This window comes from Saccharopolyspora taberi, assembly GCF_039534165.1.
Classification (GTDB): domain Bacteria; phylum Actinomycetota; class Actinomycetes; order Mycobacteriales; family Pseudonocardiaceae; genus Saccharopolyspora_D; species Saccharopolyspora_D taberi.
Genome location: NZ_BAAAUX010000040.1, coordinates 35,406 through 58,804, shown reverse-complemented (window position 1 = coordinate 58,804; position 23,399 = coordinate 35,406). Strand labels below are relative to the sequence as shown.

At 69.4% G+C, this 23,399-nt stretch carries 21 protein-coding genes; 9 read left to right on the top strand and 12 right to left on the bottom strand.

Annotated features, from left to right (window positions below):
* The 5 genes from ABD691_RS32285 (at nt 1) to ABD691_RS32265 (ending at nt 3,935) form a co-directional block, all read left to right on the top strand.
* Nucleotides 1–1,011, top strand: coding sequence for a glycosyltransferase family 2 protein (locus ABD691_RS32285; RefSeq protein WP_344686153.1), 1,011 nt, complete (start codon nt 1–3; stop codon nt 1,009–1,011).
* Nucleotides 998–1,399, top strand: a complete 402-nt coding sequence (locus ABD691_RS32280) for a GtrA family protein (RefSeq protein ID WP_344686152.1) — start codon at nt 998–1,000, stop codon at nt 1,397–1,399. Before ABD691_RS32285 ends, ABD691_RS32280 begins: the two co-directional genes overlap by 14 nt.
* Nucleotides 1,396–2,661: an NAD(P)/FAD-dependent oxidoreductase gene (locus ABD691_RS32275; protein WP_344686151.1), complete on the top strand. Its 1,266-nt coding sequence runs from the start codon at nt 1,396–1,398 to the stop codon at nt 2,659–2,661. The genes ABD691_RS32280 and ABD691_RS32275 overlap by 4 nt, the downstream gene beginning before the upstream one ends.
* Nucleotides 2,662–2,755: 94 nt before the next feature.
* The gene (locus ABD691_RS32270; RefSeq protein WP_344686150.1) at nt 2,756–3,196 is read left to right on the top strand and encodes a MarR family transcriptional regulator; all 441 of its coding nucleotides are present in this window, start codon (nt 2,756–2,758) and stop codon (nt 3,194–3,196) included.
* Complete coding sequence (locus ABD691_RS32265) at nt 3,189–3,935, top strand: class I SAM-dependent methyltransferase (RefSeq protein ID WP_344686149.1); 747 nt, start codon at nt 3,189–3,191, stop codon at nt 3,933–3,935. Before ABD691_RS32270 ends, ABD691_RS32265 begins: the two co-directional genes overlap by 8 nt.
* A 161-nt stretch (nt 3,936–4,096) precedes the next feature.
* Here ABD691_RS32265 and ABD691_RS32260 read toward each other — a convergent pair whose 3' ends face one another.
* The gene (locus ABD691_RS32260; protein WP_344686148.1) at nt 4,097–4,411 is read right to left on the bottom strand and encodes a hypothetical protein; all 315 of its coding nucleotides are present in this window, start codon (nt 4,409–4,411) and stop codon (nt 4,097–4,099) included.
* The gene (locus tag ABD691_RS32255) at nt 4,408–4,566 is read right to left on the bottom strand and encodes a hypothetical protein (RefSeq protein WP_344686147.1); all 159 of its coding nucleotides are present in this window, start codon (nt 4,564–4,566) and stop codon (nt 4,408–4,410) included. The genes ABD691_RS32260 and ABD691_RS32255 overlap by 4 nt, the downstream gene beginning before the upstream one ends.
* 223 nt (nt 4,567–4,789) lie before the next feature.
* On the opposite strand from ABD691_RS32255, the gene ABD691_RS32250 reads away from it, so the two are divergent.
* Both ABD691_RS32250 and ABD691_RS32245 read left to right on the top strand, forming a co-directional pair.
* The gene (locus tag ABD691_RS32250; RefSeq protein WP_344686146.1) at nt 4,790–5,056 is read left to right on the top strand and encodes a hypothetical protein; all 267 of its coding nucleotides are present in this window, start codon (nt 4,790–4,792) and stop codon (nt 5,054–5,056) included.
* A gap of 282 nt (nt 5,057–5,338) precedes the next feature.
* Nucleotides 5,339–6,514 carry a glycosyltransferase family 87 protein gene (locus tag ABD691_RS32245; protein WP_344686145.1) on the top strand — a complete coding sequence of 392 codons (1,176 nt, stop codon included), beginning with the start codon at nt 5,339–5,341 and terminating at the stop codon, nt 6,512–6,514.
* Here ABD691_RS32245 and ABD691_RS32240 read toward each other — a convergent pair.
* Together ABD691_RS32240 and ABD691_RS32235 are read right to left on the bottom strand one after the other, a co-directional pair.
* Complete coding sequence (locus tag ABD691_RS32240; protein ID WP_344686144.1) at nt 6,468–7,400, bottom strand: LGFP repeat-containing protein; 933 nt, start codon at nt 7,398–7,400, stop codon at nt 6,468–6,470. The genes ABD691_RS32245 and ABD691_RS32240 overlap by 47 nt on opposite strands.
* Nucleotides 7,401–7,560: 160 nt before the next feature.
* Nucleotides 7,561–10,506, bottom strand: coding sequence for an arabinosyltransferase domain-containing protein (locus tag ABD691_RS32235; protein WP_344686143.1), 2,946 nt, complete (start codon nt 10,504–10,506; stop codon nt 7,561–7,563).
* Nucleotides 10,507–10,732: 226 nt separating this feature from the next.
* Between ABD691_RS32235 and ABD691_RS32230 the strand changes: the two genes are divergently transcribed.
* The gene (locus ABD691_RS32230; protein WP_344686142.1) at nt 10,733–11,197 is read left to right on the top strand and encodes a MarR family winged helix-turn-helix transcriptional regulator; all 465 of its coding nucleotides are present in this window, start codon (nt 10,733–10,735) and stop codon (nt 11,195–11,197) included.
* Nucleotides 11,198–11,231: 34 nt separating this feature from the next.
* Here ABD691_RS32230 and ABD691_RS32225 read toward each other — a convergent pair whose 3' ends face one another.
* From ABD691_RS32225 to dprE1 (ABD691_RS32210), 4 genes are all read right to left on the bottom strand, one after another.
* Entirely contained in the window at nt 11,232–13,382 is a 2,151-nt protein-coding gene (locus ABD691_RS32225; protein ID WP_344686141.1) for an NACHT domain-containing protein, read from the bottom strand.
* 285 nt (nt 13,383–13,667) lie between these two features.
* On the bottom strand, nt 13,668–14,429 hold the full coding sequence (gene dprE2, locus ABD691_RS32220; protein ID WP_344686140.1) for a decaprenylphospho-beta-D-erythro-pentofuranosid-2-ulose 2-reductase: 762 nt from the start codon (nt 14,427–14,429) through the stop codon (nt 13,668–13,670).
* On the bottom strand, nt 14,426–15,760 hold the full coding sequence (dprE1, locus tag ABD691_RS32215) for a decaprenylphosphoryl-beta-D-ribose oxidase (RefSeq protein WP_344686183.1): 1,335 nt from the start codon (nt 15,758–15,760) through the stop codon (nt 14,426–14,428). The genes dprE2 and dprE1 (ABD691_RS32215) overlap by 4 nt, the downstream gene beginning before the upstream one ends.
* 26 nt (nt 15,761–15,786) lie before the next feature.
* Complete coding sequence (dprE1, locus tag ABD691_RS32210) at nt 15,787–17,151, bottom strand: decaprenylphosphoryl-beta-D-ribose oxidase (RefSeq protein ID WP_344686139.1); 1,365 nt, start codon at nt 17,149–17,151, stop codon at nt 15,787–15,789.
* A gap of 138 nt (nt 17,152–17,289) precedes the next feature.
* Between dprE1 (ABD691_RS32210) and ABD691_RS32205 the strand changes: the two genes are divergently transcribed.
* Nucleotides 17,290–17,739 carry a GtrA family protein gene (locus ABD691_RS32205; protein WP_344686138.1) on the top strand — a complete coding sequence of 150 codons (450 nt, stop codon included), beginning with the start codon at nt 17,290–17,292 and terminating at the stop codon, nt 17,737–17,739.
* A gap of 52 nt (nt 17,740–17,791) precedes the next feature.
* Here the strand turns inward: ABD691_RS32205 and ABD691_RS32200 are convergent, their stop codons facing one another.
* The 4 genes from ABD691_RS32200 to wzt form a co-directional block, all read right to left on the bottom strand.
* Nucleotides 17,792–18,058 (bottom strand): hypothetical protein, encoded by a 267-nt coding sequence (locus ABD691_RS32200; protein WP_344686137.1) that lies wholly within the window; start codon nt 18,056–18,058, stop codon nt 17,792–17,794.
* A 94-nt stretch (nt 18,059–18,152) separates the two neighbouring features.
* Nucleotides 18,153–21,476, bottom strand: a complete 3,324-nt coding sequence (locus tag ABD691_RS32195) for an arabinosyltransferase domain-containing protein (RefSeq protein ID WP_344686136.1) — start codon at nt 21,474–21,476, stop codon at nt 18,153–18,155.
* Nucleotides 21,477–21,645: 169 nt separating this feature from the next.
* Complete coding sequence (glfT1, locus tag ABD691_RS32190; protein WP_344686135.1) at nt 21,646–22,578, bottom strand: galactofuranosyltransferase GlfT1; 933 nt, start codon at nt 22,576–22,578, stop codon at nt 21,646–21,648.
* Nucleotides 22,578–23,393 (bottom strand): galactan export ABC transporter ATP-binding subunit Wzt/RfbE, encoded by an 816-nt coding sequence (gene wzt / locus ABD691_RS32185; protein ID WP_344686134.1) that lies wholly within the window; start codon nt 23,391–23,393, stop codon nt 22,578–22,580. The genes glfT1 and wzt overlap by 1 nt, the downstream gene beginning before the upstream one ends.
* Between the last annotated feature and the right edge of the window lie 6 nt (nt 23,394–23,399).

Genomic DNA, 23,399 nt, shown 5'->3' with positions numbered 1-23,399 from the left:
ATGGCCGAGACGATCAGTCACTCTGTTCCAGTTCCGGTGCCGCAGCAGCAGAAAGCCGTCGAGGACGCGGGCCGTTCGCTCGTGTCCTACGTCCTGCCCGTCTACAACGAGGCCGAGGGGATCCGCAGCTTCCACGAGGAGCTGGCGGCGTCGGTGGCGACCCGGCCCGAGTTCGACTACCAGTTCGTCTACGTCAACGACGGTTCGGCCGACGGGTCGCTGGCGATCCTGCGCGACCTGGCCAAGAACGACCCGCGCGTGCAGGTCGTCGACTTCGCCCGCAACTTCGGCCACCAGATCGCCATCACCGCCGGGCTCGACCACGCCGACGGCGACGCGGTGATCATCATGGACACCGACCTGCAGGACCCGCCGCGGGTCAGCCTGGAGATGATCGACGCCTGGCAGTCCGGCGCGGAGATCGTCTCGGCCCGCCGGAGGACCAGGCAGGACAGCCGGTTCAAGCGCTTCACCGCGCACGGCTACTACCGGCTGCTGCGGCACTGCGCCGAGGTCGAGATCCCGGTCGACACCGGGGACTTCCGGTTGCTCGACCGCCGCGCCGCCGAGGAGCTGCGCGGGTTCCGGGAGCGCAGCCGGTTCATCCGCGGCATGGTCGCCTCGATGGGGTTCGAGCAGGCCGAGGTCCTGTTCGACCGGGACGAGCGGATCGCGGGCGAGACGAAGTACCCGATGCGCAAGATGCTGCGGCTGGCCGCCGACGGCGTCACGAGCTTCTCGACGGTCCCGCTCAAGCTGATCACCAGGATCGGGTTCGCCAGCCTGGTGCTGGCCACGGTCGGCATCGTCTACGCGGTGGGGCTGCGGCTGTTCCTGCCCGAGGTCACCGTGTCCGGCTGGACGATGCTCATGGTGGCGATGCTCTTCCTGGGCGGCGTGCAGATGCTTTCCCTCGGGGTGATGGGAAGCTACATCGGCCGGATCTACAGCGAGGTCCAGCAGCGTCCGCTCTACATCGTCCGGAAAGTGATCCGGTATGACGACGACTGATGCCCCGCGAGAACGGCTGATCAGCCGCTCGCTGGTGCTCTACACGGTCATCGGGGGCAGCGGGGTTCTCCTCGACTACCTGCTGTTCCTGCTGCTGTTCAACGTCGTCGGCCTGCACGAGCAGGTCGCCAACGTGCTCAGCACGACGGCCGGGATCACCAACAACTTCGTGCTCAACGCCTGGCTGAACTTCCGCACGCGCGACCGGATCCTGGTGCGGTTCCTGCGGTTCTACGCCGTGGGGGTCGCCGGGATCGGGCTGACCTTCGTGCTGCTGCGGGTGTTCTCCGGTTTTCTCGGCATCGACCCGAACCTGGTCAAGGCCGGTTCGCTGCCGCTGGTCCTGCTGTTCCAGTACACGATCAACCGCAGATGGAGTTTCCGATGAAGCTGGGCATCGTTGGTGCGGGGGCGACCGGCCTGACGGCGGCGTTCGACGCGGTCAAGGCCGGGCACGAGGTGACCGTGCTGGAGGCGTCGGACGAACTGGGCGGGCTCGCGGCGTCGATCGAGGTCGGCGGCACCCCGCTGGAGCGCTTCTACCACCACAGCTTCCAGACCGACCACGCGATGATCGAGCTGGTCCGGGAACTGGGACTGGGCGACCGGCTGGAGTTCCACCGGCCTGCGACCGGGGTGTTCCTCGACGGCGAGCTGCACGACTTCGGCACCCCGCTGGAAATGCTGCGGTTCCCGGCTTTCTCGCTGCTGGACCGGTTCCGCTTCGGCGCGACCTCGGCGGCGCTGAAGCTCGTGCGCGACGGGCAGCGCTTCAACTCCGTGCGCGCGCTGGCGTGGATGCGCCGCTGGGCGGGGAAGCGGGTCACCGAGACGATCTGGGAACCGCTGCTCACCGGCAAGTTCGGCGCCCGCGCCGAGGACATCTCGATGGCGTGGCTGTGGGCGCGGATCCACTACCGGACCTTCGGGCTCGGTTACGTGCACGGCGGGTTCGACCAGGTCTACCGCGCGCTGCTGGACGCGGTGACCGACCGGGGCGGCAAGGTCGAGTTCGGCAAGCCGATGTCGTCGATCCGCCAGCCCGGGGCCGAGGTCGAGGTCCGCGCGGGCGAGGCGACCTACACCTTCGACCACGTGATCGTCACCGTGCCGCAGCCCGCGTTCGCCAAGGCCGCCGGGCTGATGTCGGACAGCGTGCTGTGGCGCAACCAGTACCTCGGCGCGACCTGCTTCGTCCTCGAATGCGACCGCAGCGTCATCCCGTACTACTGGCTCAACATCAACGACACCGCGTTCCCGTTCCTGGCGGTCGTCGAGCACACGAACATGGTCTCGCCCGCCGAGTACGGCGGCCGGCACGTCGTCTACGTCGGCAACTACGTGCCCCGCGAGGACTGGCGGTTCACGACCCCGCCCGAGGACCTGCTGGAGCACTACATCCCCTGGCTGCGCAAGCTGAACCCGGCCTTCGACCGCTCGTGGATCCAGGACTGGCACTTCTCGAAGGCCGGGTTCGCGCAGCCGATCGTCACGCCCGAGTACCGCGCGCTGATCCCCGGCCACCACACGGCGATGCCGAACGTGACGCTGGCGACGATGTCGCAGATTTACCCGCAGGACCGGGGGCAGAGCTACGCCATCGCCATGGCCCACGACGTCACCCGGCGCCTGGGCCTGGACCGGGCCTGATCCCGCTCCGCCTTCGGGCGTGGTCCGGCGCGGTGTTGACCTTGTTTGTGCAAGCAGTTAGTGTGCGAGCCAGATCAACATCGGGAGGGGCGCCGTGACGACCGACCGGTCGGCCACCGACGAGGAGAACGACCGCTGGTGCATGGCCGTGCGCCTGCTCGGCCGGATCGAGGCGGGTCTGGACCGAACTCTCCAGCGCAGGCACGGACTTCCGCTCTCCGAGTACCGGGCGCTGTGCGCGTTGGCGCTCGCCGCGGACGAAGGCGGGCTGCGCATGCACGAGCTCGCCGAACGCATCGGGCTGAAGGAGAGCAGCGCCACCCGCCTGGTGATGCGGCTGGAACGGGACAAGCTGACCACGCGTGCGCAGGGCGGCAAGGACCTGCGCGGGGTGTACGCCAGGATCACCGAGGAAGGCCGCCTGCGCTACGCCGAGGCGACGCCGACCTACCGCGCCGCGCTCGGTGCCGAACTCGACGAAGCAGCGGGCAATCCGTACCTCGCTGCACTGGCCACTTGGATTCGGGATGCATAGCAACGAAGTCGCAGCGCACTACGAAAACCTGCTCGCCGAGCACTACACCTGGATGTTCGGCGCGGACTTCGCCGATCTCGTCCGGGCGCAGCGGGATCTGCTCGCGGGACTGGGAATCCGGCCCGAGGGCGAGCCGTCCGCCGCGCTCGATCTCGGCTGCGGGTCCGGTGTGCACTCGGTGGCACTGGCCGAACTCGGCTTCGCGGTGACCGGTGTCGACGTCAGCGAGACGCTGCTTGCCGAGCTGGCCGACCGCGCGCATCCGCGAGTCCGCGGCGTGCACGCCGACCTGCGCGACGGACTCGCCGGGCTCGCCGAACCCGGAACCGTCCAGGTCGTGACGTGCATGGGCGACACCCTGCCGCACCTTCCCGACGAGGACGCCGTGCGCAGGTTGCTCGCCGAGTCCTTCGCCCTGCTCGCTCCCGGCGGCCGGATCGTGCTGACCTTCCGGGACCTGTCGGTGCGGTTGGCCGGGCTGGACCGGTTCCTGCCGGTGCGCGGTGATCAGGACCGGGTCATGACCTGCTTCCTCGAGGACGAGGGCGAGCACGTCCGCGTCCACGACCTCGTGCACGTCCGGACCGGGTCGGGCTGGGAGCTCCGCAAGAGCAGCTACCGCAAGCTGCGGCTCTCGCCGGGCCAGATCGCCGGGCTGCTCGCCGACATCGGATTCCGCGTTGCTGAGCCGGTCGCGGCTGAGCGCGGGATGTGGGTCGTCGCGGCGCAGCGCCCCTGACCGGGCCCGATCCGGGCTTGCCGCCAGGGTTTCCTGAGCCCGCAGCCCGCAGCCCGCAGCCCGCAGCCCGCAGCCCGGCGGACCCGCGGGTTCCTCCCGGCTGTGCTCTCCCGTGCCGGCGCGTCCGAAGAGCGTGGCGGCACGGCAAAACACGGCCTCGGTTACTCCTCCTTGCCTCGTTCCAGTGCGAACAGGGTGCCCACGATCGTCGCTCCGGCGGCGAGCGTCGGGGTGAGCATGGTGCGCAGCAGCTCCAGCCCGAAGCCCTCGCTGAAGGCGCCGAAACCGACGCCCAGGACCAGCGTGAGCAGGGTGACGAGCAGGACCAGTCCGATGCCGTAGAGCACCTTGGTCTGCATGCTCGCCAGGTGGCGGTGCTTGCGCAGCTCGATGAGCCGCGGCTCGGCCGGCGCTTCGGCCGGTTCCGAGTCGTCGGTCCAGGTCTCGTCCTCCAGATCCTGCTGGGGGGTGCTCACTGCGCGGTCCCTTCGTCGGTGGACAGCTCGATCGCCGGGAGGGTCTCGATCACCGGCTCGTTCTGGACCTGGGCCGGGCAGTACCAGGTCTGGTCGGCAAGCACCTCGTCGGTTCGATGAACACCCTGGTCACGCATCGTCGACTCACGCGTCATTGCGGGCTCTCTTTCGTGAAAGCTGTGCTCACTGAGGGGTGTATTCGACACCCAGAGTCATGTTAGCTCACTAGCCACACTTTTCACACAACTCACCCACATGTGACGTGAGTACGACGTGTTGACTGCGTGGTAACAGCGTGTGTAATGTTCTGAGGTGTCGCGCACGCAAGATCAGTAGTTGGTCGAGCAGGGGTGCCGGTGTGCGACTGGAGGGAGATTCATGAAGACCGATGAGAAGCCGAAGGGTGGCGGTGCCTCGCCGGGACGGGAGCAGTCGGACCCGTCGCCGAAGCGGATAAACGTTGCCGTGACGCCGGAAATGGTGCAGGCGTTACAACGCGTGATGGATCAGGAGGGCGTCACGCTGACCGAGGCGTGCCGAAGGCTCGTCAGCTACGGCGATTTCGTCTACCGGGCGATCAAGGAAGACCATGCCGAAGTGTTGGTCAGAACCGAGAAGAGCACCCGCGAAGTCGTGCTGCTGTGAGCTGCGCCTGAGCAGGGGGGAAGTAGCGGAAGCTCGTCCGAGGGGGTCGTGTTTCCGTCGTTCCGGCATGGATGCCGTCTTTCCGTCGGGGGAGCGACGACATCGGTTCCGGGATGCAGGGCCCGTGTTCCTCAAGTCCGGAACGCGGGCCTTGTTGTTTGCGCGGCTCCTGTCGTTTGCGGCTCTGCCGTTTCCACAGCCCCGCCGCCGGCGCCGCGATCGCCGAGGCGAAAACGCGCCTGACCACTCGAACAGGTGATGGTTTTCCGTACGATCGAGACGGTGATCACCACCACACCGCCGGACGAGCTCGTCGCGCGCCGCCTGTGGCCGATCATCGGGCTCTCGGCCCTCGCGCTGGCCGCCGCGCTCGCGGTGCTCGTCTCCACCTACTCGTTCTGGGGCGACTTCGAGGTCTACCGGTGGGGCGTCCGGACCTGGCTCGCCGGCGGTGACTTCGTCAACGCACGATCGCCGGTGCGCAATCCGGACCCGCTGCCGTGGGTCTACCCGCCGTTCGCGCTGCTGCCGCTGGCGCCGTTCGCGCTCGTCCCGTCCACGGTCGGCCTCAGCGCGCTGAACGTCCTGAACGTGCTGGCACTCGGCGCGACCCTGTACCTGGTCGTGCGGCGGGTGTGGCCTTCGGCCGGTCCGCGGGTCGCGTTCGTCATGGCAGCGGCGGGAGTCCCGCCGAGCATGCTGCTGGAACCGGTGCACGCCTGCTTCGGGCAGGGACAGATCAACATCGTGCTGATGGGCGCGGTCGCGCTCGACTGCCTCGCCCGGGACCCGCGCTGGCCGCGCGGCCTGCTGGTCGGGATCGCGGTCGCGATCAAGCTCACCCCGGCGGCCTTCCTGCTGTTCTTCCTGCTGCGCAAGGACTTCCGGGCCGCCGTGACCGCAACCGCCACCGCCGCCGCGTGCACCGCGATCGGGTTCGCGGTCGACTTCGGCGCCTCGGTCGACTACTGGTTCCGGCGCGGCCCGGCCGCCGACGTCGCGGGTCACGCGCTCAACAGCAACCAGTCCGTGCTGGGCGCGCTCACCAGGTTCGACCTGCCGCCGATCGTGCGGAACGCGGTCTTCGCGTTGCTGTGCCTGGCATTGCTGGCGCTGGTGGTCCGGATCGTCCGGCACGCCGATGCCGCCACCTCGTTCACCGCGGTCGGTCTGCTCGCGGTGCTGATCTCGCCCACGTCCTGGTCGAACCACTGGGTTTGGGTCGTCCCGGGGCTGTTCCTGCTGTTCGCCGCCCGCCGCTACGCGCTGGGGGCCGTGACGGCGCTGATCGCGGTCACGGCCCCGTGGCACTTCCTGCCCAGCGTCGGCGGTGCCGAGCTGACCTGGGCTCCCTGGCAGCACGTGGTGGGCAACAGCTACGTGCTCACCGCCGTGGCCGCCCTGGTCCTGCTCACCAGGGCGCGTCGCTCACCTGCCCGGAGTTCTGGTCCAGCCTGATGTAGCCGCCCTGGAAGTCGACCTGGCTGTTGCCCTCCGACACCTCGTACGGGTTGGACGTCGGGTACTTCAGGTACGACAGCTCGCGGCGGAGTTCGTGCCACCGCTGCATGATCGGGCCCGCGACGAAGTGCGCGCCGGTCGCCGGGTGCCAGTACGCGGACGCCGGCGGGTTGTCGCGACCGGTGAACTCGTTGAAACGACCGGCTTTGTCGAGCGTGGTGAGCTCGTCCGAGCTGGGGTAGCCGAAGCCGTTCTCCCAGCCGTTGGCGGCCCAGAGATCGCGGATCGCGCCCTGCACCGAGTGCGCTCCGGTGATCTTCGTCCAGTACACCGACGCGCCCGCGCGGTCGATCCCGAGGAAGTGGTTGAAGACGCCGACGCCGTCGGGGGTCGGCTGCGTGGAGGTGGTCGGGTAGCTCAGCCTGCCCGTCTCCCAGCCGCGGTCCGCCCAGAACCGCCGCACCTGCCCGGAAACCGCCTGCGCGCCGGTCTCCGGCGTCCAGTAGACCGACGCCTCGGCGGAGAAGTGGTTGTAGCGGCCGACACCGTCCGGTGTGGACAGTTCGTCGGTGGTCGGCACGCCGAGCTGGTGGTGGGCGCCGGAGCGGACGAACCGGGAGGCGATCTCGCCGTGCAGCTCGTGCACCCCGGTCTGCGGTGAGTGGTACAGCCAGCCGCGCTGGAACTGCTGGTAGGAGATGTCCCCCTCGGTGTACTCGGTGTCGACCGGGTTGCCGAGCAGGTCCCGCAGCGCGGGCTCTCCCCAGTAGCGGCTCTCGATCGGGGTGAACGCCTGCGGCGTCTCGGCTGGAGCGGGTGAAGCCGTGGCGAGCGACAGCGCGGCGGTCACCGCGACCACCGCTGCCCATCGTGTCTTGGTCAAGGCCAATCCCCTTTCATGGCCCCGGAAACCGGGGACGACCCCTACACGCGGCCCGGGGTCGTCCGGTTGCCCCCGACCGGAACACCCAGCCCGAACAGCAGCAGGGGCGGCGGAACCCCACTTCCGCCGCCCCTGCTCCGCGGTGATCACCGCCGCTCGATCACCGGGCCTGTTGCTTCACCGACACCTGCGTCCCCGCGTTCCGGGCGATGCCCGGGTAGCCGTTGTCGGCCAGCGTCGGCAGCCGGGTCAGGCTCGACCTGGTCTCGCTCTCCACCCGCAGGTCGTACTGCCCGACCGGGTGCAGGTAGCGGATGACGAAGACGTTGCCCCACGCCGCGCGCGGCGGACCGCCGGGCAGCTCGGCCGCCAGCCGGGTCTGCCCCCACTGCCGCGTGGTCTGCATCCACGCGCCGCCCCACTCCAGGTTGCTGATGTTGTCCAGCCACTCGGGCGGAATCCCCTCGTCGGCGGTGAGCCGCACGACGGGCGTGTCGGTGATGCCGTCGCGGATGCCGACCTGGTCCACGCACGGCCACAGCGGCGCGTTGATGTGGTTGGCCAGCACCGGTTTCCCGGCGGTGAGCTCGGTGACCGGGCGCGACTCGGTCAGCTTCGGCTCGGCCACCGCCAGCCAGGAGTGCGCGCCGGTGACCTGGTCGGTCGCCACCACCCGCAGCGCCTCGGTCCCCGGCGGCACGGCCACCGCCAGCTGCTGCCACTCCAGCAGCGCCGACCGCCGCAGTTCCGGTTGCAGCTGCTCGGAAACCGTCCCCGAAGGCGTCCGGAACTCCACCTCCAGCAGCTGCCCGGCCAGCTCACCGGCCACCGGGACGGTCACGTGGCTGCTCGCCCGGACCACCGGGTACCAGCCGGTGGTCAGCTTGCCGGTGCCGGTGGTCGTGCCGTCCGGCCGATCGTCGTGCCAGATCGCCGTCGGACCGTCCCACGGCGAGGTCGGCAGCGGCGAACCGGACGCCCCGAAGTCGCCCTCGGTGGTGGCCGGTCCGGGATCGCCGAGCTTCCCGGACGGCAGCTGCACCTTCACGTCGCTGGCCAGCCCGCAGCCGTCGCCGAACATCGTCTGTACCCCGGACCGCGCCACGCTCCAGCCCGGCGCCTGGCCGATCGGCGCGAAGGTGAACAGCGCGACCATCAGCAGCACCGCGCCGACCGAGGCCGCACCGACCACCGCCCGGTCCGGGCCGACCCGCACCACCTTGCCGCTGCGGCGCCGCCACCTCGCCCACAACCAGGCGGCCAGCGCGATCCCGACCCACAGCAGCGCGTTGTGCAGGTACAGCGGGCCGAAGTGCGGCTCCAGGTTGTTGGTCAGCGGATCCGGGTTCAGGTGCTCGCCGAACCGCTGCCCGGCGTCGGTGAACGGCATCCACTTGTTCTCCCCGGCGAAGCTCAGCGACACCGCGCCCGCCAGCAGCAGCACGCTCGCGCTCGTCACGACCAGCCCGGCCCGCCGCGGCAGCGGGGACCGCAGCAGCGCCGCCGCCAGCAGCACCGTCGGCGCCGCCGCCACCGAGTGGAAGTGGTTGACCCACTTGGTCGGGCTCAGCGCGATCAGCGCCAGGGCCAGCGACGTGGTGATCGCCGAGACCAGCACCAGCCTGCGGATCGGGTCGCGCCCCACCCCGCCGCGACCGCTGGCGATCGCGACCACGACCACGATCGCCAGGCTCAGCAGCACCGGGAGCCTGCGCGCCCAGCCCGCGGTGTTGAGCAGGGTCTTGTAGTGCTCGAACTCCTCGTACCAGGGCAGCGAGAGGTAGTACCACTTGTGCACGGCGGTGGCTTCGAGCACGTCGCCGAGGGTCGCGTCGGCGAAGCCGATCGGGACCACCACCGTCGCGGAGGCGGCGGCGAGCAGCACCGCTGAGGCCCGAGCCGCCCAGCCCTGCTCGCGCAGCCAGCGCAGCAGCCACGGCAGGCACAGCAGGAGCGGAGCGACCGCCACGACGCCGGACGGCGAAGCCGTGACCGCGAGCGCGGCGGAGACGGTGGCGAGCGCCAGCGCGCCGATGGACTGGCGGAGCGCGGCGGCCTCGGCGAAGACGAGGGTCGCCGCCGCGAACATCACGATCACCGGCTCGGGGCGCAGCGTGGTGCCGTAGGGCAGGTACCAGACCAGGTGCGCGACCAGCAGCGCCCAGGGGACCGCGCGCAGGTTCGCGGCGCGGCCGAGGACGGTGGCCAGCAGGACCCGCAGGAGCACCCACGTCACGACGCCGCAGATGGTCGGCACCAGCCGCATCCACCACAGCGACCAGCCGCCGAGCTCCCCCCAGAGCTGCAACAGGTACTGGCTCAGCACGAACGGGTTCTCCGTCGCGTTGAACATGTAGACGAAGTTGCCCATGTACCCGGCTTCACCGGCGTTGCGGGCCATCATCATGTACCAGCCGTCGTCCATGTTGGCCGGTCCGAGGAAGACCCACGCGAGCGAGACGACCACCAGCACGCCGTCCGCGGCACCGAACCGCGGGATGCGCATGCCCGGCCCGCTGCCCCGCCAGAACCGCCAGGCCACGACCAGCAGCACCACGAGGCACAGCCCGTGCGCGATCAGCAGGAAGAGCTTCAGCGGCGTCGGGCTGGACTGGTAGCGCGCGTCGGGGTGCAGCTGCACGGCCAGCCCGGCGGTGTTGCCCGCCTGCGTGGACAGTTCGGAAACCTGCGGCGGTCGCAGGTCGTTCCGGTCCACCAGCACCGTGCCGTCCCGGTCGATCCGGACGCCCTGCGCGTCGGCGCGCACGTGGTAGGCGCAGCCCGCGCGCAGCGGTTCGGAGTGGACCTCCGTGCCGTCGACCCAGAACCGGACCGAACCGCCCTGCACCGTGACGTTCATGCCGAGCCCGTCGGCGGGCGCGTGCGTGCTCAGCGCGGAACCGCCGTTCGGATCGACCGACCCCAGGGCCTGGCAGGGGATCTCCGCGTCGATGTCCAGCGGCCGGTACGGCGACAGCGGTAGCACCGTCGACACCGGGGCCTGGCCGGCCTTCGGCCAGGTGACCACCGGCGCGTCGGCGCGGACCGGCGCCAGCACAGCCAGCACGCCGAGCAGCACGGTCAGCGCCGCGAACCCGGCGAACACGGCAAAACGACGACTATCCCCCCGCGGAGGCGAAACGATCCCCATGCTTCATAAATCTGCCAAACAGGTGAACGGGTTTACCGTTGCGGTATCTCGATAAGGTCACGATTGTCGGATGCCGGAAATGTGAAGTGCCGCGGGGCGGCGGATGGCAGTCCGGCGAAGTGCGAAAATGCGGTGAACGGCCGATGTGGAGACAAGGCCATGTGAGACGGGAGGTGCTGCCATGAGCACCGAGTCGTACCTGACGCTGGACCGGCAGGTGTGCTTCGCGCTCTACAGCGCGTCCCGCGCGTTCACCAACCTCTACCGGCCGATCCTCGCCGACCTCGAACTGACCTACCCGCAGTACCTGGTCATGCTCGTGCTCTGGGAGAACGACCCGATCTCGGTCAAGGACCTGGGCACCGCCCTGCGGCTGGACTCCGGAACGCTGTCGCCGCTGCTCAAACGGCTCGAAGCGGCCGGTCTGGTCAGCCGCGTCCGGCGGGTCAGCGACGAGCGGTCCGTCGACGTGGCGCTCACCGACGCGGGACGCGAGCTCAGGGAACGCGCGCGGGGGGTTCCGGCCGACGTGATGGGGGCGACCGGAATGTCGGTCGCCGAGCTCGAAAACCTGCGCGCCACCCTCGAACGGCTCACCGACCAGGTCGACGCCGCGGCCGAGCAGGCCAGGAACAACCTCGGCTGAAGACGAGTCAGCCGCTCGGCGCAGGGCTGGCGAGTCAGCGTGGTTCGGGTACCGGGTGAAGGTCTTCGCTTCCTGGCGTGACTTCCGGTGGTGGCGCGGTTCGTGGTTTGGTGCGGTGCTGCTTGGCGAGGTGGTCGCGGAGTTGGGCGTGGCGGAACTGGTAGAACGAGCCTGCTTGGCGCAGGACGCCTCGGTTGTAGGCGTCTTCGAGGAACCGTTTGGGGCGCCAGGGCAGCCGGCGGGTGAGCGGGAGCCAGAGGCGGGCGAACACGAGCCAGCTTCCCCACGCTGACAACAGCAACCGCGCCAGCCCGAACAGAAACCCGACCAGCACGAACAGAAGCCCGACCAGCCCGAACAGAAGCCCGACCAGCCCGGCCATGAATCCGGCGCTGAGCGGGTCCGGGGACTCGTACGTGAGCACGGCCAGGAGCCCGATCAGGAGCCCGAACGCGATCATGGGCGCGATCGTGCGGACGATTGTCGCTGCGCGGTCGGCGCTGAGGAGTGTCCACGGAGCGATGGATTCTTGCGGATCGTGGCTGTCGCCCAGCATCGCGGCCACTACGTTCACAAGCCCGAATACGAGCCCCAACGGGAACCCGACCACGAGCCCAGACAAGATCCAGAGCCCGAAATCGGGCCCGAAACCCTCCGAGAGCCCGATCACGAGCTCGACCGTGAGCCCGAACGTGAGCCCGCCCGCGAGCCCGAACGTGAGCCCGACAGCGAATTGGGACGTGATCTTCTTGATGTTCGTGAATCGGCCGCGCTTCCGGTGTCGCAAGCGCAGGCCCAGTCGTTCTGGTTCTCTCGCCGCACCTCTGCGGTGCAAGCTCACTTCATTGACGAGCCCGACCGCGAGACCGACCGTGAGCCCGACCGTCAGCCCGACCGTGAGCCCGACCGTAAGCCCGAACGCGAGACCGACCGTGAGTCCGGCCGTGAGCCCGAGCGGGAGCCCGACCACGAGCGCGAGCGTGCTCATGGTGGTCAGGATTCTGGCGTACCAGGGGAGGGCGGTGGCGAGTTGCCACCAGGCGAGGTCGTGGGTCTTGAGTCGGGCGAGGTGGTGGGCGAGGAAGCCGAGCCAGCGGCGGGCTTGGTCGGGCTCGCACGGGAACGGCGCGGTGTTCCCGCCGTCGCCGCGGGGTGCGTAGCGCTGGTCGTAGACGGTGTCGATGTAGGTGCGCAGAAGGTGCTCTTCGAGCCCGTCCCGGCCGCGGGACCGGCTGATGTCGAGCAGCTCCGTGGGCGAGCCGTTGTCGGTGTGGCGGTAGACGGTACGGGCGAGCATGACCATCAGCGGTACGGACAACACCGCCGCCAGTTCCCGGCTCGCGGGCTTGTCGGGAGTGGCCTCGAGGTGGTCGAAGACGTGTGTCCAGGCGGCTGATGCGGCTTCGCTTGGTCTGCCGGCCAGGTGGCGGCGTACGTCGTCCAGCGCCGGGGGTTCGAGCGCGATCGCCGCTGCGTTGCCCACCGTTCTGGTCTTGGCGGTGACGGCACCGTATTCGGATCGGCGGGTCGTCACGATCAGCGGACCGTGAAATCGGCTCAGGCCCTCGATCGCGTGATCCCGGAATTCGTCGCGTATCTCGTCGAAGCCGTCGAGGACGGGCAGGATGCGGCGGCGGTTCATGAGAACGGCGGCGAGCGTGCCGCCGGTCGGCAGCTCGCCGTTCAGACCGGGGTAGTCGCGGGACAGTTGTTCAACGAGCCACTTGTGCAGATCAACCTTCGGATCCCACGTGCTCAAGCTGAACAACACGGGTGTTCGTCGGTCGCTGTCGGGTTCGGCGCACAGCTCCAGAACGAGGTGGTGAGCGAGAACCGTCTTCCCCGAGCCGGGTTCGCCCTGAATGATCATCCGGCGGGTGGGAATCGATCGGTAGAACCGCAGGACCGAGCTGAACGTGCCGTTGAGGGTGAGCTGTTCCTCTTGGGTTTCGCCCGCGTTGCCGTCGCTGTCCGTCCCGTGGTCCAGCGGGTCGGAGACGACATGCCAGCGAACGGGCAGTGGTCGGGGATCATTGATCCCCCACTTCCGTTCCTCCTGCTCGCTCAACTCCCGCACCCGATCGGTGAGGTGACGCTGCGCGTTGTCGACCTCCGCTTGCTCATCGATCCCACCGGGCTGTGCAGGCCGCAGGGAAGAGATGACCCCGAGGAGCAAAGCCAGCACTCCGCAGATGCTGCCGACGATGCTGGCTGTTTGATCGCCTACTCCCAGGCCGCCCCCGACAGCCGCCCGGAGGACCAGGAAGATCGCGCCTGCGCCCAGTACGAGCGCGCCCCCCAGCGTCCAACGCCTCCACTGGTTGTGCCGCCCCGCCACGACAGACCCCCACCGGTCACTGTCCGGATATCGCGGCGCACTATAGCGTGAAGTCACTCCATGGCAGGTCCGCGCGGCTGAAACGCGAGAAGGCCGCCCGGTGCGAACCGGACGGCCTCCTCGGACAGCCGATCAGAACGGCAGGCGGCGGAAGATCGCCCGCGGCAGGTGCCGCAGCACGGTCATGACCCAGCGCATCTGCACGGGAACCCAGATCGACTCCTTGCCCTTGCGCACGGCGTCGATGATGGCTGCGCCGACCTGCTGCGGCGTCTGCGCCATCGGGGCGGGCTTCATGCCCTCGGTGAGCTTGGTCTTCACGAAGTTCGGGCGCACGACCGTCACCTTCACGCCCGCGTCGGCCAGGGCGTAGGTCAGGCCCGTGTAGAAGACGTCGGCACCGGCCTTCGAGGAGCCGTAGACGAAGTTCGAGCGCCGCGCCCGCTCGCCCGCGGGCGAGGCCATCATGACGATGTGCCCGTGGCCCTGCTTGCGCAGCTTGTTCGCCAGGTGCACGCCGAGCGAGATCGGCGCGACGTAGTTGACCTCGGCGACCAGGCGCGCGGCCTTGGGGTCGGTCCAGCCCTTCTCGTTGTCGCCCTGGACGCCGAAGGCCACCAGGGTGACGTCGATGTCGCCGTCGGCGAACGCCTTGTCGACCACGTCGCCGTGGGTGTCCGGATCGGTCGCCTCGAACGACAGCGTCGTCACGGTGCTGCCGGTCTTGCGCAACCGCTCGGCGGCGGCTTCCTGGAGCTCGGCTTCCTCCGGGCGCGCGGCGAGGATGATCCGCAGCGGGCGCTGCGCCGCGTACTGCTCCGCCGTCGCGAGCGCGATGTCGGAGGTACCGCCGAGGATGAACAGGGACTGCGGGTTGCCAACCGCGTCGATCATAGGGCCAACCTTCGGGACAGATCGGAGTTGAAGATTCCTTCGGGGTCGACGGCGGCGCGGATCCTGCGCCACTCGTCGAGACGGGGGTACATCTGCTGGATCATCTCCGGCGTCGTCCGCGAGTCCTTCGCGAAGTACAGCCGGCCGCCTGCGCCCAGCACCATCTCGTCCAGCTCCTCGCAGAACCGGTGCAGCCCGTCCTTGATCGGGAAGTCGACCGTGATCGTCCAACCCGGAACCGGGAACGACAGCGGCGCGCGGCTGCTGTCGCCCATCCGCTTGAGGACGTTGAGGAAGGACACGTGCCCGGACTCGGCGATCCGCTGCACCAGCCTGCGCAGCGCCTCGTGCTCCTCGAACGGCACGATGAACTGGTACTGCAGGAAGCCCTTCGAGCCGTAGGCGCGGTTCCACTCGCCGAACATGTCCAGCGGGTGGTAGAAGGCGGTCAGGTTCTGCACCTGGCCGCGCCCGGCCTTCGGGGTCTTGCGGTACCAGACCTCGCTGAGCGTGCTGAACGTCAGCTTGTTGGCCAGCCCGTTGGGGAAGACGTCCGGGAACGTCAGCAGCTGCGGCGCGTCGAACTTCAGCGGGTTCGCCCGCAGCTTCGGCGGCAGCTCGTCCAGCTTGGCCAGCGAACCGCGGGAGAACGCCGAGCGGCCCAGCTTCGCGCCGGTCGAGATCGCGTCGAACCACGCCATCGAGTAGTCGTAGTTCATGTCCGAGCCGTTGGAGAACAGCTCCAGCGTCTCGTCGAGGTCCTTGGTCCGGTCCGCGTCGACGATGAAGTACGCGCTTTCGGTGCGCTTCATCTTCACCTTGGCGCGCAGCACGATCCCGGTGAGGCCGACCCCGCCGACGGTCGCCCAGAACAGCTCCGAGCCCTCGCCGTCCGGGGTCAGGGTGCGGACCTGGCCGTCGGCGGTGAGCAGGTCCATCGACAGCACGTGGTTGCCGAAGCTGCCGTGCGAGTGGTGGTTCTTGCCGTGGATGTCGCAGCCGATCGCGCCGCCGATGGTGACCTGGCGGGTGCCGGGCAGCACCGGGACCCACAGGCCGTGCGGGAGCGCGGCGCGCATCAGCTGGTCCAGGCTCACCCCCGCGTCCACGTCCACGACCGCGTTGTCCCGGTCGATGTCGTGGATCCGGTTCAGCGCGGTCATGTCGATGACCGTGCCGCCGGCGTTCTGCGAGACGTCGCCGTAGCTGCGGCCGAGGCCGCGGGCGATGACACCGCGCTCGTCGGCCTCGCGCACCGCCCTCGCGATGGTCTCGACGTCGGGGGTGCTGAGCACCCGCGCCCGGGTGGGCGCGGTGCGCGCCCAGCCCATCAGCTTCCGGTTCTCCAGCGCCGCGGTCACAGGCTCAGCCTCCGGGAAAGGTCGGAATGGAACACGCCCTCGGGGTCGACGGAGGCGCGGATCCTGCGCCACTCGCCGATCCGCGGGTACATCTGCTCGATCATCTCGGCCGAGGTGCGGGACTCCTTGGCCAGGTACAGCCTGCCGCCCGCGTCGAGCACCATCTCGTCGAGCTCCTGGCACAGCCGGTCCAGGCCGCGGGAGATCGGGATGTCGACGGTCAGCGTCCAGCCCTCGCGCGGGAAGGACATCGGCGCTTCGTTGCCCGCGCCGAAGGTCTTGAGCACGTTCAGGAACGACACGTGCCCGGACGCGCTGATCTTGTCGATGGAGCGGCGGAACATCGCCTCCTGCCCGAACGGCACCATGAACTGGTACTGCAGGAAGCCGTTCGAGCCGTAGACCCGGTTCCAGTCGCCGACCAGGTCCAGCGGGTGGAAGAACTGGGTGATGTTCTGCACCGCGCCGTACTTCGTCGGCGCCTTGCGGTACCAGACCTCGTTGAACGCGGTGATCGTGTACTTGTTGACCAGGCCGTTCGGGAAGATCGGCGGCGCGGTCATCAGCTGCGGCGCGTTGAACTTCAGCGGGTCCCTGCGCAGCTTCTTGGGCAGGTCCTCCAGCTTCGCCGAGTTGCCCCGGGTCAGCAGCGCGCGGCCGAGCTTGTCGCCGCGGGCCAGCGAGTCGAACCAGGCGACGGAGTAGATGTAGTTGTCGTCCGAGCCGTCGGTGAAGTGCTCGATCAGCTCGTCGAGGTTCTTGGTCTGCACGTTGTCGACCACGAAGTACGCGGTCTCCACGCGCTTGAGGCGGATCGTGGCGTTCAGGATGATGCCGGTCAGGCCCATGCCACCGACGGTCGCCCAGAACAGCTCGGAACCCTCGCCGTCCGGGGTCAGGGTGCGGACCTGGCCGTCGGCGGTGAGCAGGTCCATCGCCAGCACGTGGCTGCCGAACGAGCCCTGCGAGTGGTGGTTCTTGCCGTGGATGTCGGACCCGATCGCGCCGCCGATGGTGACCTGGCGGGTGCCGGGCAGCACCGGGATCCACAGGCCGTACGGCAGCAGCCGCCGCATCAGCGTGTCCAGCGAGACGCCCGCGTCGACGACCACGGTCGCGTCGTCCACGTCGATCCGGTGCACCCGGTCGAGGGCGGTCATGTCGATGACGGTGCCGCCCGCGTTCTGCGACGGGTCGCCGTAGCTGCGGCCGAGACCGCGGGCGATGACGCCGCGCTCACCGGCCTCGCGGACCGCGCTGGCGATCACGTCGACGTCCGGGGTGCTGATCACCCGCGCGGTGGTGGGCGCGGTGCGCCCCCAGCCGGTCAGCGTCTGAAGCTCGTCCTTTACCGATCCCACCCAGCCGAGTCTATCCGCGGGGTGGGCGCCCACACGGCCGGGTGCGGCCGGTCCCCGGCGGGGTGCCGCGCGGCATCGCTACACTTCCCGGGGAATTTTTCGCACGGGCCCCGTAGTCGGACTTGCCGAGGTGAACCTGTGGCCGTGGCCGAACCCGCTGCCGAACAAGCCGCGAACACCGAGGTCAAGAGCCTCGGAGTGGTCGGCCAGCTGATCCGCTTCATCGTCATCGGCGGCGGTTGCGCCCTGATCGACTACGGCACGTACATGGCGCTGCTGGCCGGTCTCGGCTGGCCCGCGTGGGTGTCGAAGACCATCTCCTTCATCCTCGGCACCACGGCTTCGTACCTGATCAACCGGAAGTTCACCTTCAGCGGTGCCGGCACCGGCAACACCGGTGCCAAGGCGGGCGCGTTCGCGTTGCTGTACACGGTGACGTTCTTCGTCAACGTGGGCACCAACCAGCTGCTCATCCTGCTGCTGCACCCGCAGGCCAACTGGCAAATCACCGGGATCTGGGTGGTCGCGCAGGGACTGGGCACGCTGATCAACTTCGTGATGCTGAAGCTGGTCGTCTTCCGGGACTGAGCAGGCGCACCGCGAAAGCCCCGCAGGCCAGGCGCCTGCGGGGCTTTTTCCGTCACCCGCCGAAGCCGGTGGCCCGCGACGGCGCGCCGTAGGCGTTGGAGTCACCCCGGCCGCTCTCGACGTGGGCGGTGGCGACGTGGGCGAAGTTGATCGCGAAGCGCCCGCCGTCGGCGGTGGTCAGCAGCCTGCTCGCGCCCTTCTTCAGCAGGTCGGCGAGCTGCTCGACCAGCGCCTCGGCCTCGGCGCGGTCTAGCGCGATGTTCAGCGGTTGGGCGGCCCCGGCGAGGTGGACCACCAGGTTCTGTCTGGTCTCGGTCATGCGCTCAGACCACCACGGGTGCCGATGGCGTGGCACCCCGTTTCACCGTGAGCGGACCGCTTTCGCCCTGGGCTTAGCGGGAACCCGCCGAAGCTCAGGGCTGCCCCGGGCCCTTCTCCTCGTCGCTGTTCCCGAAGCCCTGCACGTCGTTGCGGTCGTCGGAGTTGGGCACGTCGCCGGGCAGCTGCACGGTCTTGCTCAGCGGCCCCGGCGTCCACGTGCCCCAGTGCGTCTCGATGTGCACGTCCATCGCCGACTCGGCGGGCAGCGCGCCCGGGACGAACGGGTCGACCCGGTACAGCGAGCCCCAGTCGCGGTGGATGTCGTTGCGCACGTACGTCGGCAGCTCCCGCATGCTTGTCGTGACGTTCATCCACCCGAACGGCCCGCCGCTGTCCGGCGACGACCAGCCCTGGCCGATGTCGCGGACCTCCGCTCCCGCCGACACCCGGAACTTCGGCATCTCGGCGATGCCGTTGCGGATGCCCGGGATCTGCAGGCACGGGTGCACCAGGGCGGCCGTCCACTCGACGAAGGTCGGGGCGTCGCCGACGAAGTCGGTCATGTTCGTCAGCTGCGGGGCCCGCGGTGCGCTGACCGCGACCCAGCCGTTCGGGCCGAGCGACTGGTCGGTGGCGACCACCCGCATCTTCGTGGCGCCCTCGGCGTCGCCGCGGACCGTGATGCGCTGGTCGCGCCACATCGGGCCCGGGGTCGGGCCGACGTAGTGCCGCTGCATGATCTCGAAGCCCTTGTCGGTGTCCCGCCCGAACTCGACGTAGACCGAGTTCGCGCCGCCGTCCGCGCCCGACTCCATGATCACCACCGGCACCTCGCCGCTGGCCGCGCGTTCCGGCAGGTCGTACCACTGCGTGCGCAGCTCGCCGGTGCCGATGCCGGTCTGGTCGTAGCTGCCCCACACCGGCGCGTTGTCGGCGCCGAACCGGTACGGCGGGGACCAGTCCGGCTCGTCCGGGTCGTTGCCGTCGCCCGCGGGCAGGCCGGGCCGGTTGAAGCCCTCCAGCTTGGCCTTGAGGTACTGGTCCGGCGTCTCCTTGTCCTTGAGCCGCTTGGCCGGGACCGGGATGTCCTCGCTGACCGGCGGCGCCGCGGTGGTCGGCTGGTTCTCGGAGACCTTGAGCATGCCCGCCTGCGGGTCGGTCTCGACGTAGACGTAGTCGGACAGGCCGCAGCTGGCGCCGGTGATCTGCTTGACGTTGTCGGCGCCGAGGCTGTAGCTGCCCCACTGCTTCTGGATCACCTTGGCGAAGTTGACCAGCTCGATGACCACCAGCAGCGCGCAGATGATCGACAGCGGCGCGGTGCCCAGCCGCAGCGCGCGGCTCTGCTTCTCCATCCCGCGCTGCTTCTCGTCGACCACCGTCGGGTTGTGCGGGTCGATGCGCAGGTGCTCGACGAACGCCACGACCATCGCCACCGCGGTCAGGACCAGGAACATGGTGCTGACGTTGTAGCCGAACAGCTGCGGCGCCTTGTCGAACCACGGCACGCCCCAGCCCGAGACGTACCACCAGGCGTTCGGGCCGGTGGTGGCGAAGGCCAGCACCAGCATCAGCCCGGCGAAGAACGCGGCGCGGTTGCGCTTGGAGCGCAGCACGGTGCTGCTGGTCGCCAGCGCGGTCAGCGCGGCCAGCGCACCGCCCACGGCGGCGAACAGGCCGAAGTGGTGCGACCACTTGGTCGGGGTCAGCGCCAGCACGACGAACGACAGCGCGGCGACCGCGAGCAGCCGCCTGCTCGGGCCTAGCGAGGCGCCGCGGATCTTGCCCCGGCGCAGCAGCACGACCGCGCAGGTCACCACGCACAGGATCACCAGCAGCACCGGGAACCGGCGGGTCATCGACCCGTCCGGGGTGGCGCTGAACAGCAGGTTGTACCGGCTGAGCTCCTGGTACCAGTCCTGGCTCGGGCCGAGCTCGGTGCGCAGGTCGGTGGCGTCCATGACCGACTGCAGCGTCTGGTCGGAGAACACCACCACCAGGATCACGAAACCGGACGCCGAGATCGGCGCCAGCACCGGCAGCCAGCCGAACTCCCGCGCACGCTTGCGCACGAGCTGGACCAGGGGCTTGAGCGCGGCGATGTAGGGCAGCACGGCGACCAGGCCGTGCGGGTTCGCCCCGACCGCCAGCGCGGCCACCACCAGCCCCAGCGCGGCGGGCATCAGCCTGCCGGTGGCCACCGCCCGCTCCACCGCGCACAGCGCGAGCAGCGAGAACAGCACCACGACCGGCTCCGGCCGCAGGCCGTTGTTGTAGGGCAGCCAGAACGCGAGGAACACCGCGGCGGCGGCCCAGCCCGCCGCGTGGCTGCGCCGCACCTGCTGCCCGAGCCTGGGCAGCACCTCGCGGCTGATCAGCAGCCAGCTCACGATGCCCATCAGCAGCGCGGGCAGCCGCACCCACGGCGTGGCGGTCGAGACCTGAACCCAGAGCGAGTACAGCTCGTAGAACCAGCCGAACGGCGCCTCCGGCACCGCGAACCAGCGGAAGTAGTTGCTGACGTATCCGGCGCTCTCCCGGGCGCGCGCGATCGTGAGGATGTAGCCGTCGTCCGAGGTCATCGCCCCGATGACCCACCACACGCAGAGCGAACCGATCACCGCGATGTCGCGGAACGTCGGCTTCCACCACCTCGGCGGCACCAGCCGCGGGGGCCTGCGGCCCGCCCGCACGTCCAGCCTGCGCAGCGCCACGACGCAACCGATGAAGGCCAGCACCGTCAGCGCCATCACGCTCATCTTGAGCACGGTCGCGCTGCTCTCGTACCGGTTGTCGACCCGCGCCTCGAACGACAGCCCGCGGACGTTGTCCACCGAGTCGTCGAGGTCGGAGTAGATGCCGGTCAGCTGCGGGCGCTGGTCGCCGCGCACCGACGCCAGCGGCTTGTCGCCGACGTTGGCCGTGGTGCCGACCGCGTCGGAGTGCACCGAGATCGAGCAGTCGCCCGCGGGCAGCGGGACGGTGCTCAGCGACTGGCCCTTCGACAGCAGCGTCACCTGGCCGTTGTCGATCTGCAGGACCATGCCGGTGAGGCTGCCGTACTCGGAGTTCGGCGGGTTCGTGCTGATCAGGATCGCCGGTCTGGCCGCGGTCCTGGCGTCGAGGCCGCGGGCGGTCTCGCAGGACAGGTTCGCGTTCAGCCACACCGGCGAGTACGAGACCAGCGGGGCCGAGACCGGCTTGGTCCCCTCCGCGGTCGGCCACTTCAGCGTGGTGATGTCGTGGTTGACCGGGAGGAAGGGCAGCGAGAGGGCCAGGACGGTGCCGAGGATGCCGGTGATGGCCGCGAACAGCCGCAGCCGCTTCGCTCGGTGACCATCACCCGCTCGCACCGGAGGCTCCGACGGAGAGCCGTCGTCGTCCATCCGGTTTTTCTCGTCCTGGCCGTTGAACACGAATGGAGAATAGTAGCCGCAGTTACCAGCCCATTCGTTGCGTTCGGTGCATGTGTGAATTGACACTCGGCGGCAATGCGAGGTAACGCGTTGACCAGCCGACTCAGCTTTCTCTCAGGCCACTCTCAGTATTCTGTGACCCGCCGGTGACGTTTCCGGCGTGTCGCGATCACCGCCGGAAGAAGTGCTCCCGGCGGCCCTGCCGGAGCAGCCGAAGCCATTCCCGGAAGGCCTTCGGATCCCGCCGCTGGCCGACGAAGTACAGCCCGAACCGCAGCACTTCAAGCGCACCGATCTTGCGCATCCCCGGCTGGGACAGCAGGTACCCGCGGTTGCGGTAGGTGTAGTACCGCTTGTTCGCGTCGGACGGGTCCTGGGCGTGGAACCGGCCGCCCAGCATCGGCTTGAACTCCTCCGAGCCGTCCGGGTGCACGAACCGCGTCTTCAGCGTCGTGCCGAACGGCAGGCCGGAACGCACCACCCGGCGGTGCAGCTCCACCTCGTCACCGCGGAAGAACAGCCGGTAGTCGGGCACCCCGACCACGTCGAGCGTGGACGCGCGGAACAGGGCGCCGTTGAAGAACGAGGCGATGCCCGGCAGGAAGTCGCCGTCGGAACCCGGCGCCCGCAGCTCCTCCGGACGCCGCTTCCAGGTCAGGCCGCGGCGCAGCGGGAACGCCAGCCGGTCCGGCTTGTCGATGTTGACCACCACCGGCGAGACGGCCGCGAGCTTGCGCGTGCGGGCCTCGTCGAGCAGCGTCGCCAGCGCCTGGTCGTCGGCCGGGCGGCCGTCGTCATCACCGAGCCAGACCCACTCGGCGCCGATCGCCAGCGCGTGCAGCATGCCCAGCGCGAAACCGCCCGCACCGCCGAGGTTGCGCTTCGACAGCAGGTAGGTCGACGGGATCGGGCACTCGGCGACCACGTCCCGCGCGGGCTGGTCGGGCCCGTTGTCGACCACCACGAGGTGGTCGGGCACCCGGGTCTGGGTGGCGATGACCTTGAGCGACTCGGCGAGCAGCTCTCTGCGGTGCCTGGTGACGATGACCGCTACTACGGAGTCGGCAGGAAGTTCGGGCTGCTGCGCGGAGTCGGTGCTCATCAGTCCTCTTTGCTCCCGATCGAGGCCGCGGTCTCGCCGATCCGGGCCAGGGTTTCCTCGCTGAGGTTCTCGAAGGGGTCGTGCCCCTTGTAGTGCGTCAGCACACTACGCAACGAACCGCGCTCCTTGATGCCGCCCTTGTCCATCCACAGGGCGGTGTTGCACAGCTCGATCAGGAACTCGTCGGAGTGCGAGGCGAACACCAGGATGCCGGACCGCTTGACCAGGTCGTTGAGCCGGTCCCTGGCCTTCTCCAGGAAGTCCGCGTCCACCGCGCCGATGCCCTCGTCCAGGATCAGGATCTCCGGGTCGATCGAGGTGACCACGCCCAGCGCGAGCCGCACCCGCATGCCGGTGGAGTAGGTCCGCAGCGGCATCTCCAGGTAGTCGCCGAGCTCGGTGAACTCGGCGATCTCGTCCATCCGCGATTCCATCTGCTTGCGGTTCATCCCGAGGAACAGCCCCCGGATGATGATGTTCTCGTACCCGGAGATCTCCGGGTCCATGCCGACACCCAGGTCGAACACCGGCGCGACCTTGCCGACCACCCGCGCGCTGCCGCGCGTGGGCTCGTAGATCCCGGCGAGCAGCCGCAGCAGCGTGGACTTGCCCGCGCCGTTGTGCCCGACCAGCGCGACCCGGTCGCCGTGCGAGAGCGACAGGTTGATGTCGTGCAGCGCCTCGATGATCGGGACCTTGCTGTCGGTGCCGATCTTGCCGCCGGCCTTGCCGAGCACGGCCTTCTTCAGCGACCGCGACTTCGCGTCGAAGATCGGGAAGTCGACCGCCGCGTTCCAGACGTCGATGCTGACCATAAGTTC

Coding starts and splice junctions, on each gene's coding strand:
- ABD691_RS32230 (WP_344686142.1), top strand. CDS start 10,733: ATGAGCACCGAGTCGTACCTGACGCTGGACCGGCAGGTGTGCTTCGCG.
- glfT1 (WP_344686135.1), bottom strand. CDS start 22,578: ATGAGCACCGACTCCGCGCAGCAGCCCGAACTTCCTGCCGACTCCGTA.
- ABD691_RS32280 (WP_344686152.1), top strand. CDS start 998: ATGACGACGACTGATGCCCCGCGAGAACGGCTGATCAGCCGCTCGCTG.
- ABD691_RS32200 (WP_344686137.1), bottom strand. CDS start 18,058: ATGACCGAGACCAGACAGAACCTGGTGGTCCACCTCGCCGGGGCCGCC.
- ABD691_RS32265 (WP_344686149.1), top strand. CDS start 3,189: ATGCATAGCAACGAAGTCGCAGCGCACTACGAAAACCTGCTCGCCGAG.
- wzt (WP_344686134.1), bottom strand. CDS start 23,393: ATGGTCAGCATCGACGTCTGGAACGCGGCGGTCGACTTCCCGATCTTC.
- ABD691_RS32285 (WP_344686153.1), top strand. CDS start 1: ATGGCCGAGACGATCAGTCACTCTGTTCCAGTTCCGGTGCCGCAGCAG.
- dprE1 (WP_344686183.1), bottom strand. CDS start 15,760: ATGGGCTGGGCGCGCACCGCGCCCACCCGGGCGCGGGTGCTCAGCACC.
- dprE2 (WP_344686140.1), bottom strand. CDS start 14,429: ATGATCGACGCGGTTGGCAACCCGCAGTCCCTGTTCATCCTCGGCGGT.
- ABD691_RS32255 (WP_344686147.1), bottom strand. CDS start 4,566: ATGACGCGTGAGTCGACGATGCGTGACCAGGGTGTTCATCGAACCGAC.
- ABD691_RS32275 (WP_344686151.1), top strand. CDS start 1,396: ATGAAGCTGGGCATCGTTGGTGCGGGGGCGACCGGCCTGACGGCGGCG.
- ABD691_RS32250 (WP_344686146.1), top strand. CDS start 4,790: ATGAAGACCGATGAGAAGCCGAAGGGTGGCGGTGCCTCGCCGGGACGG.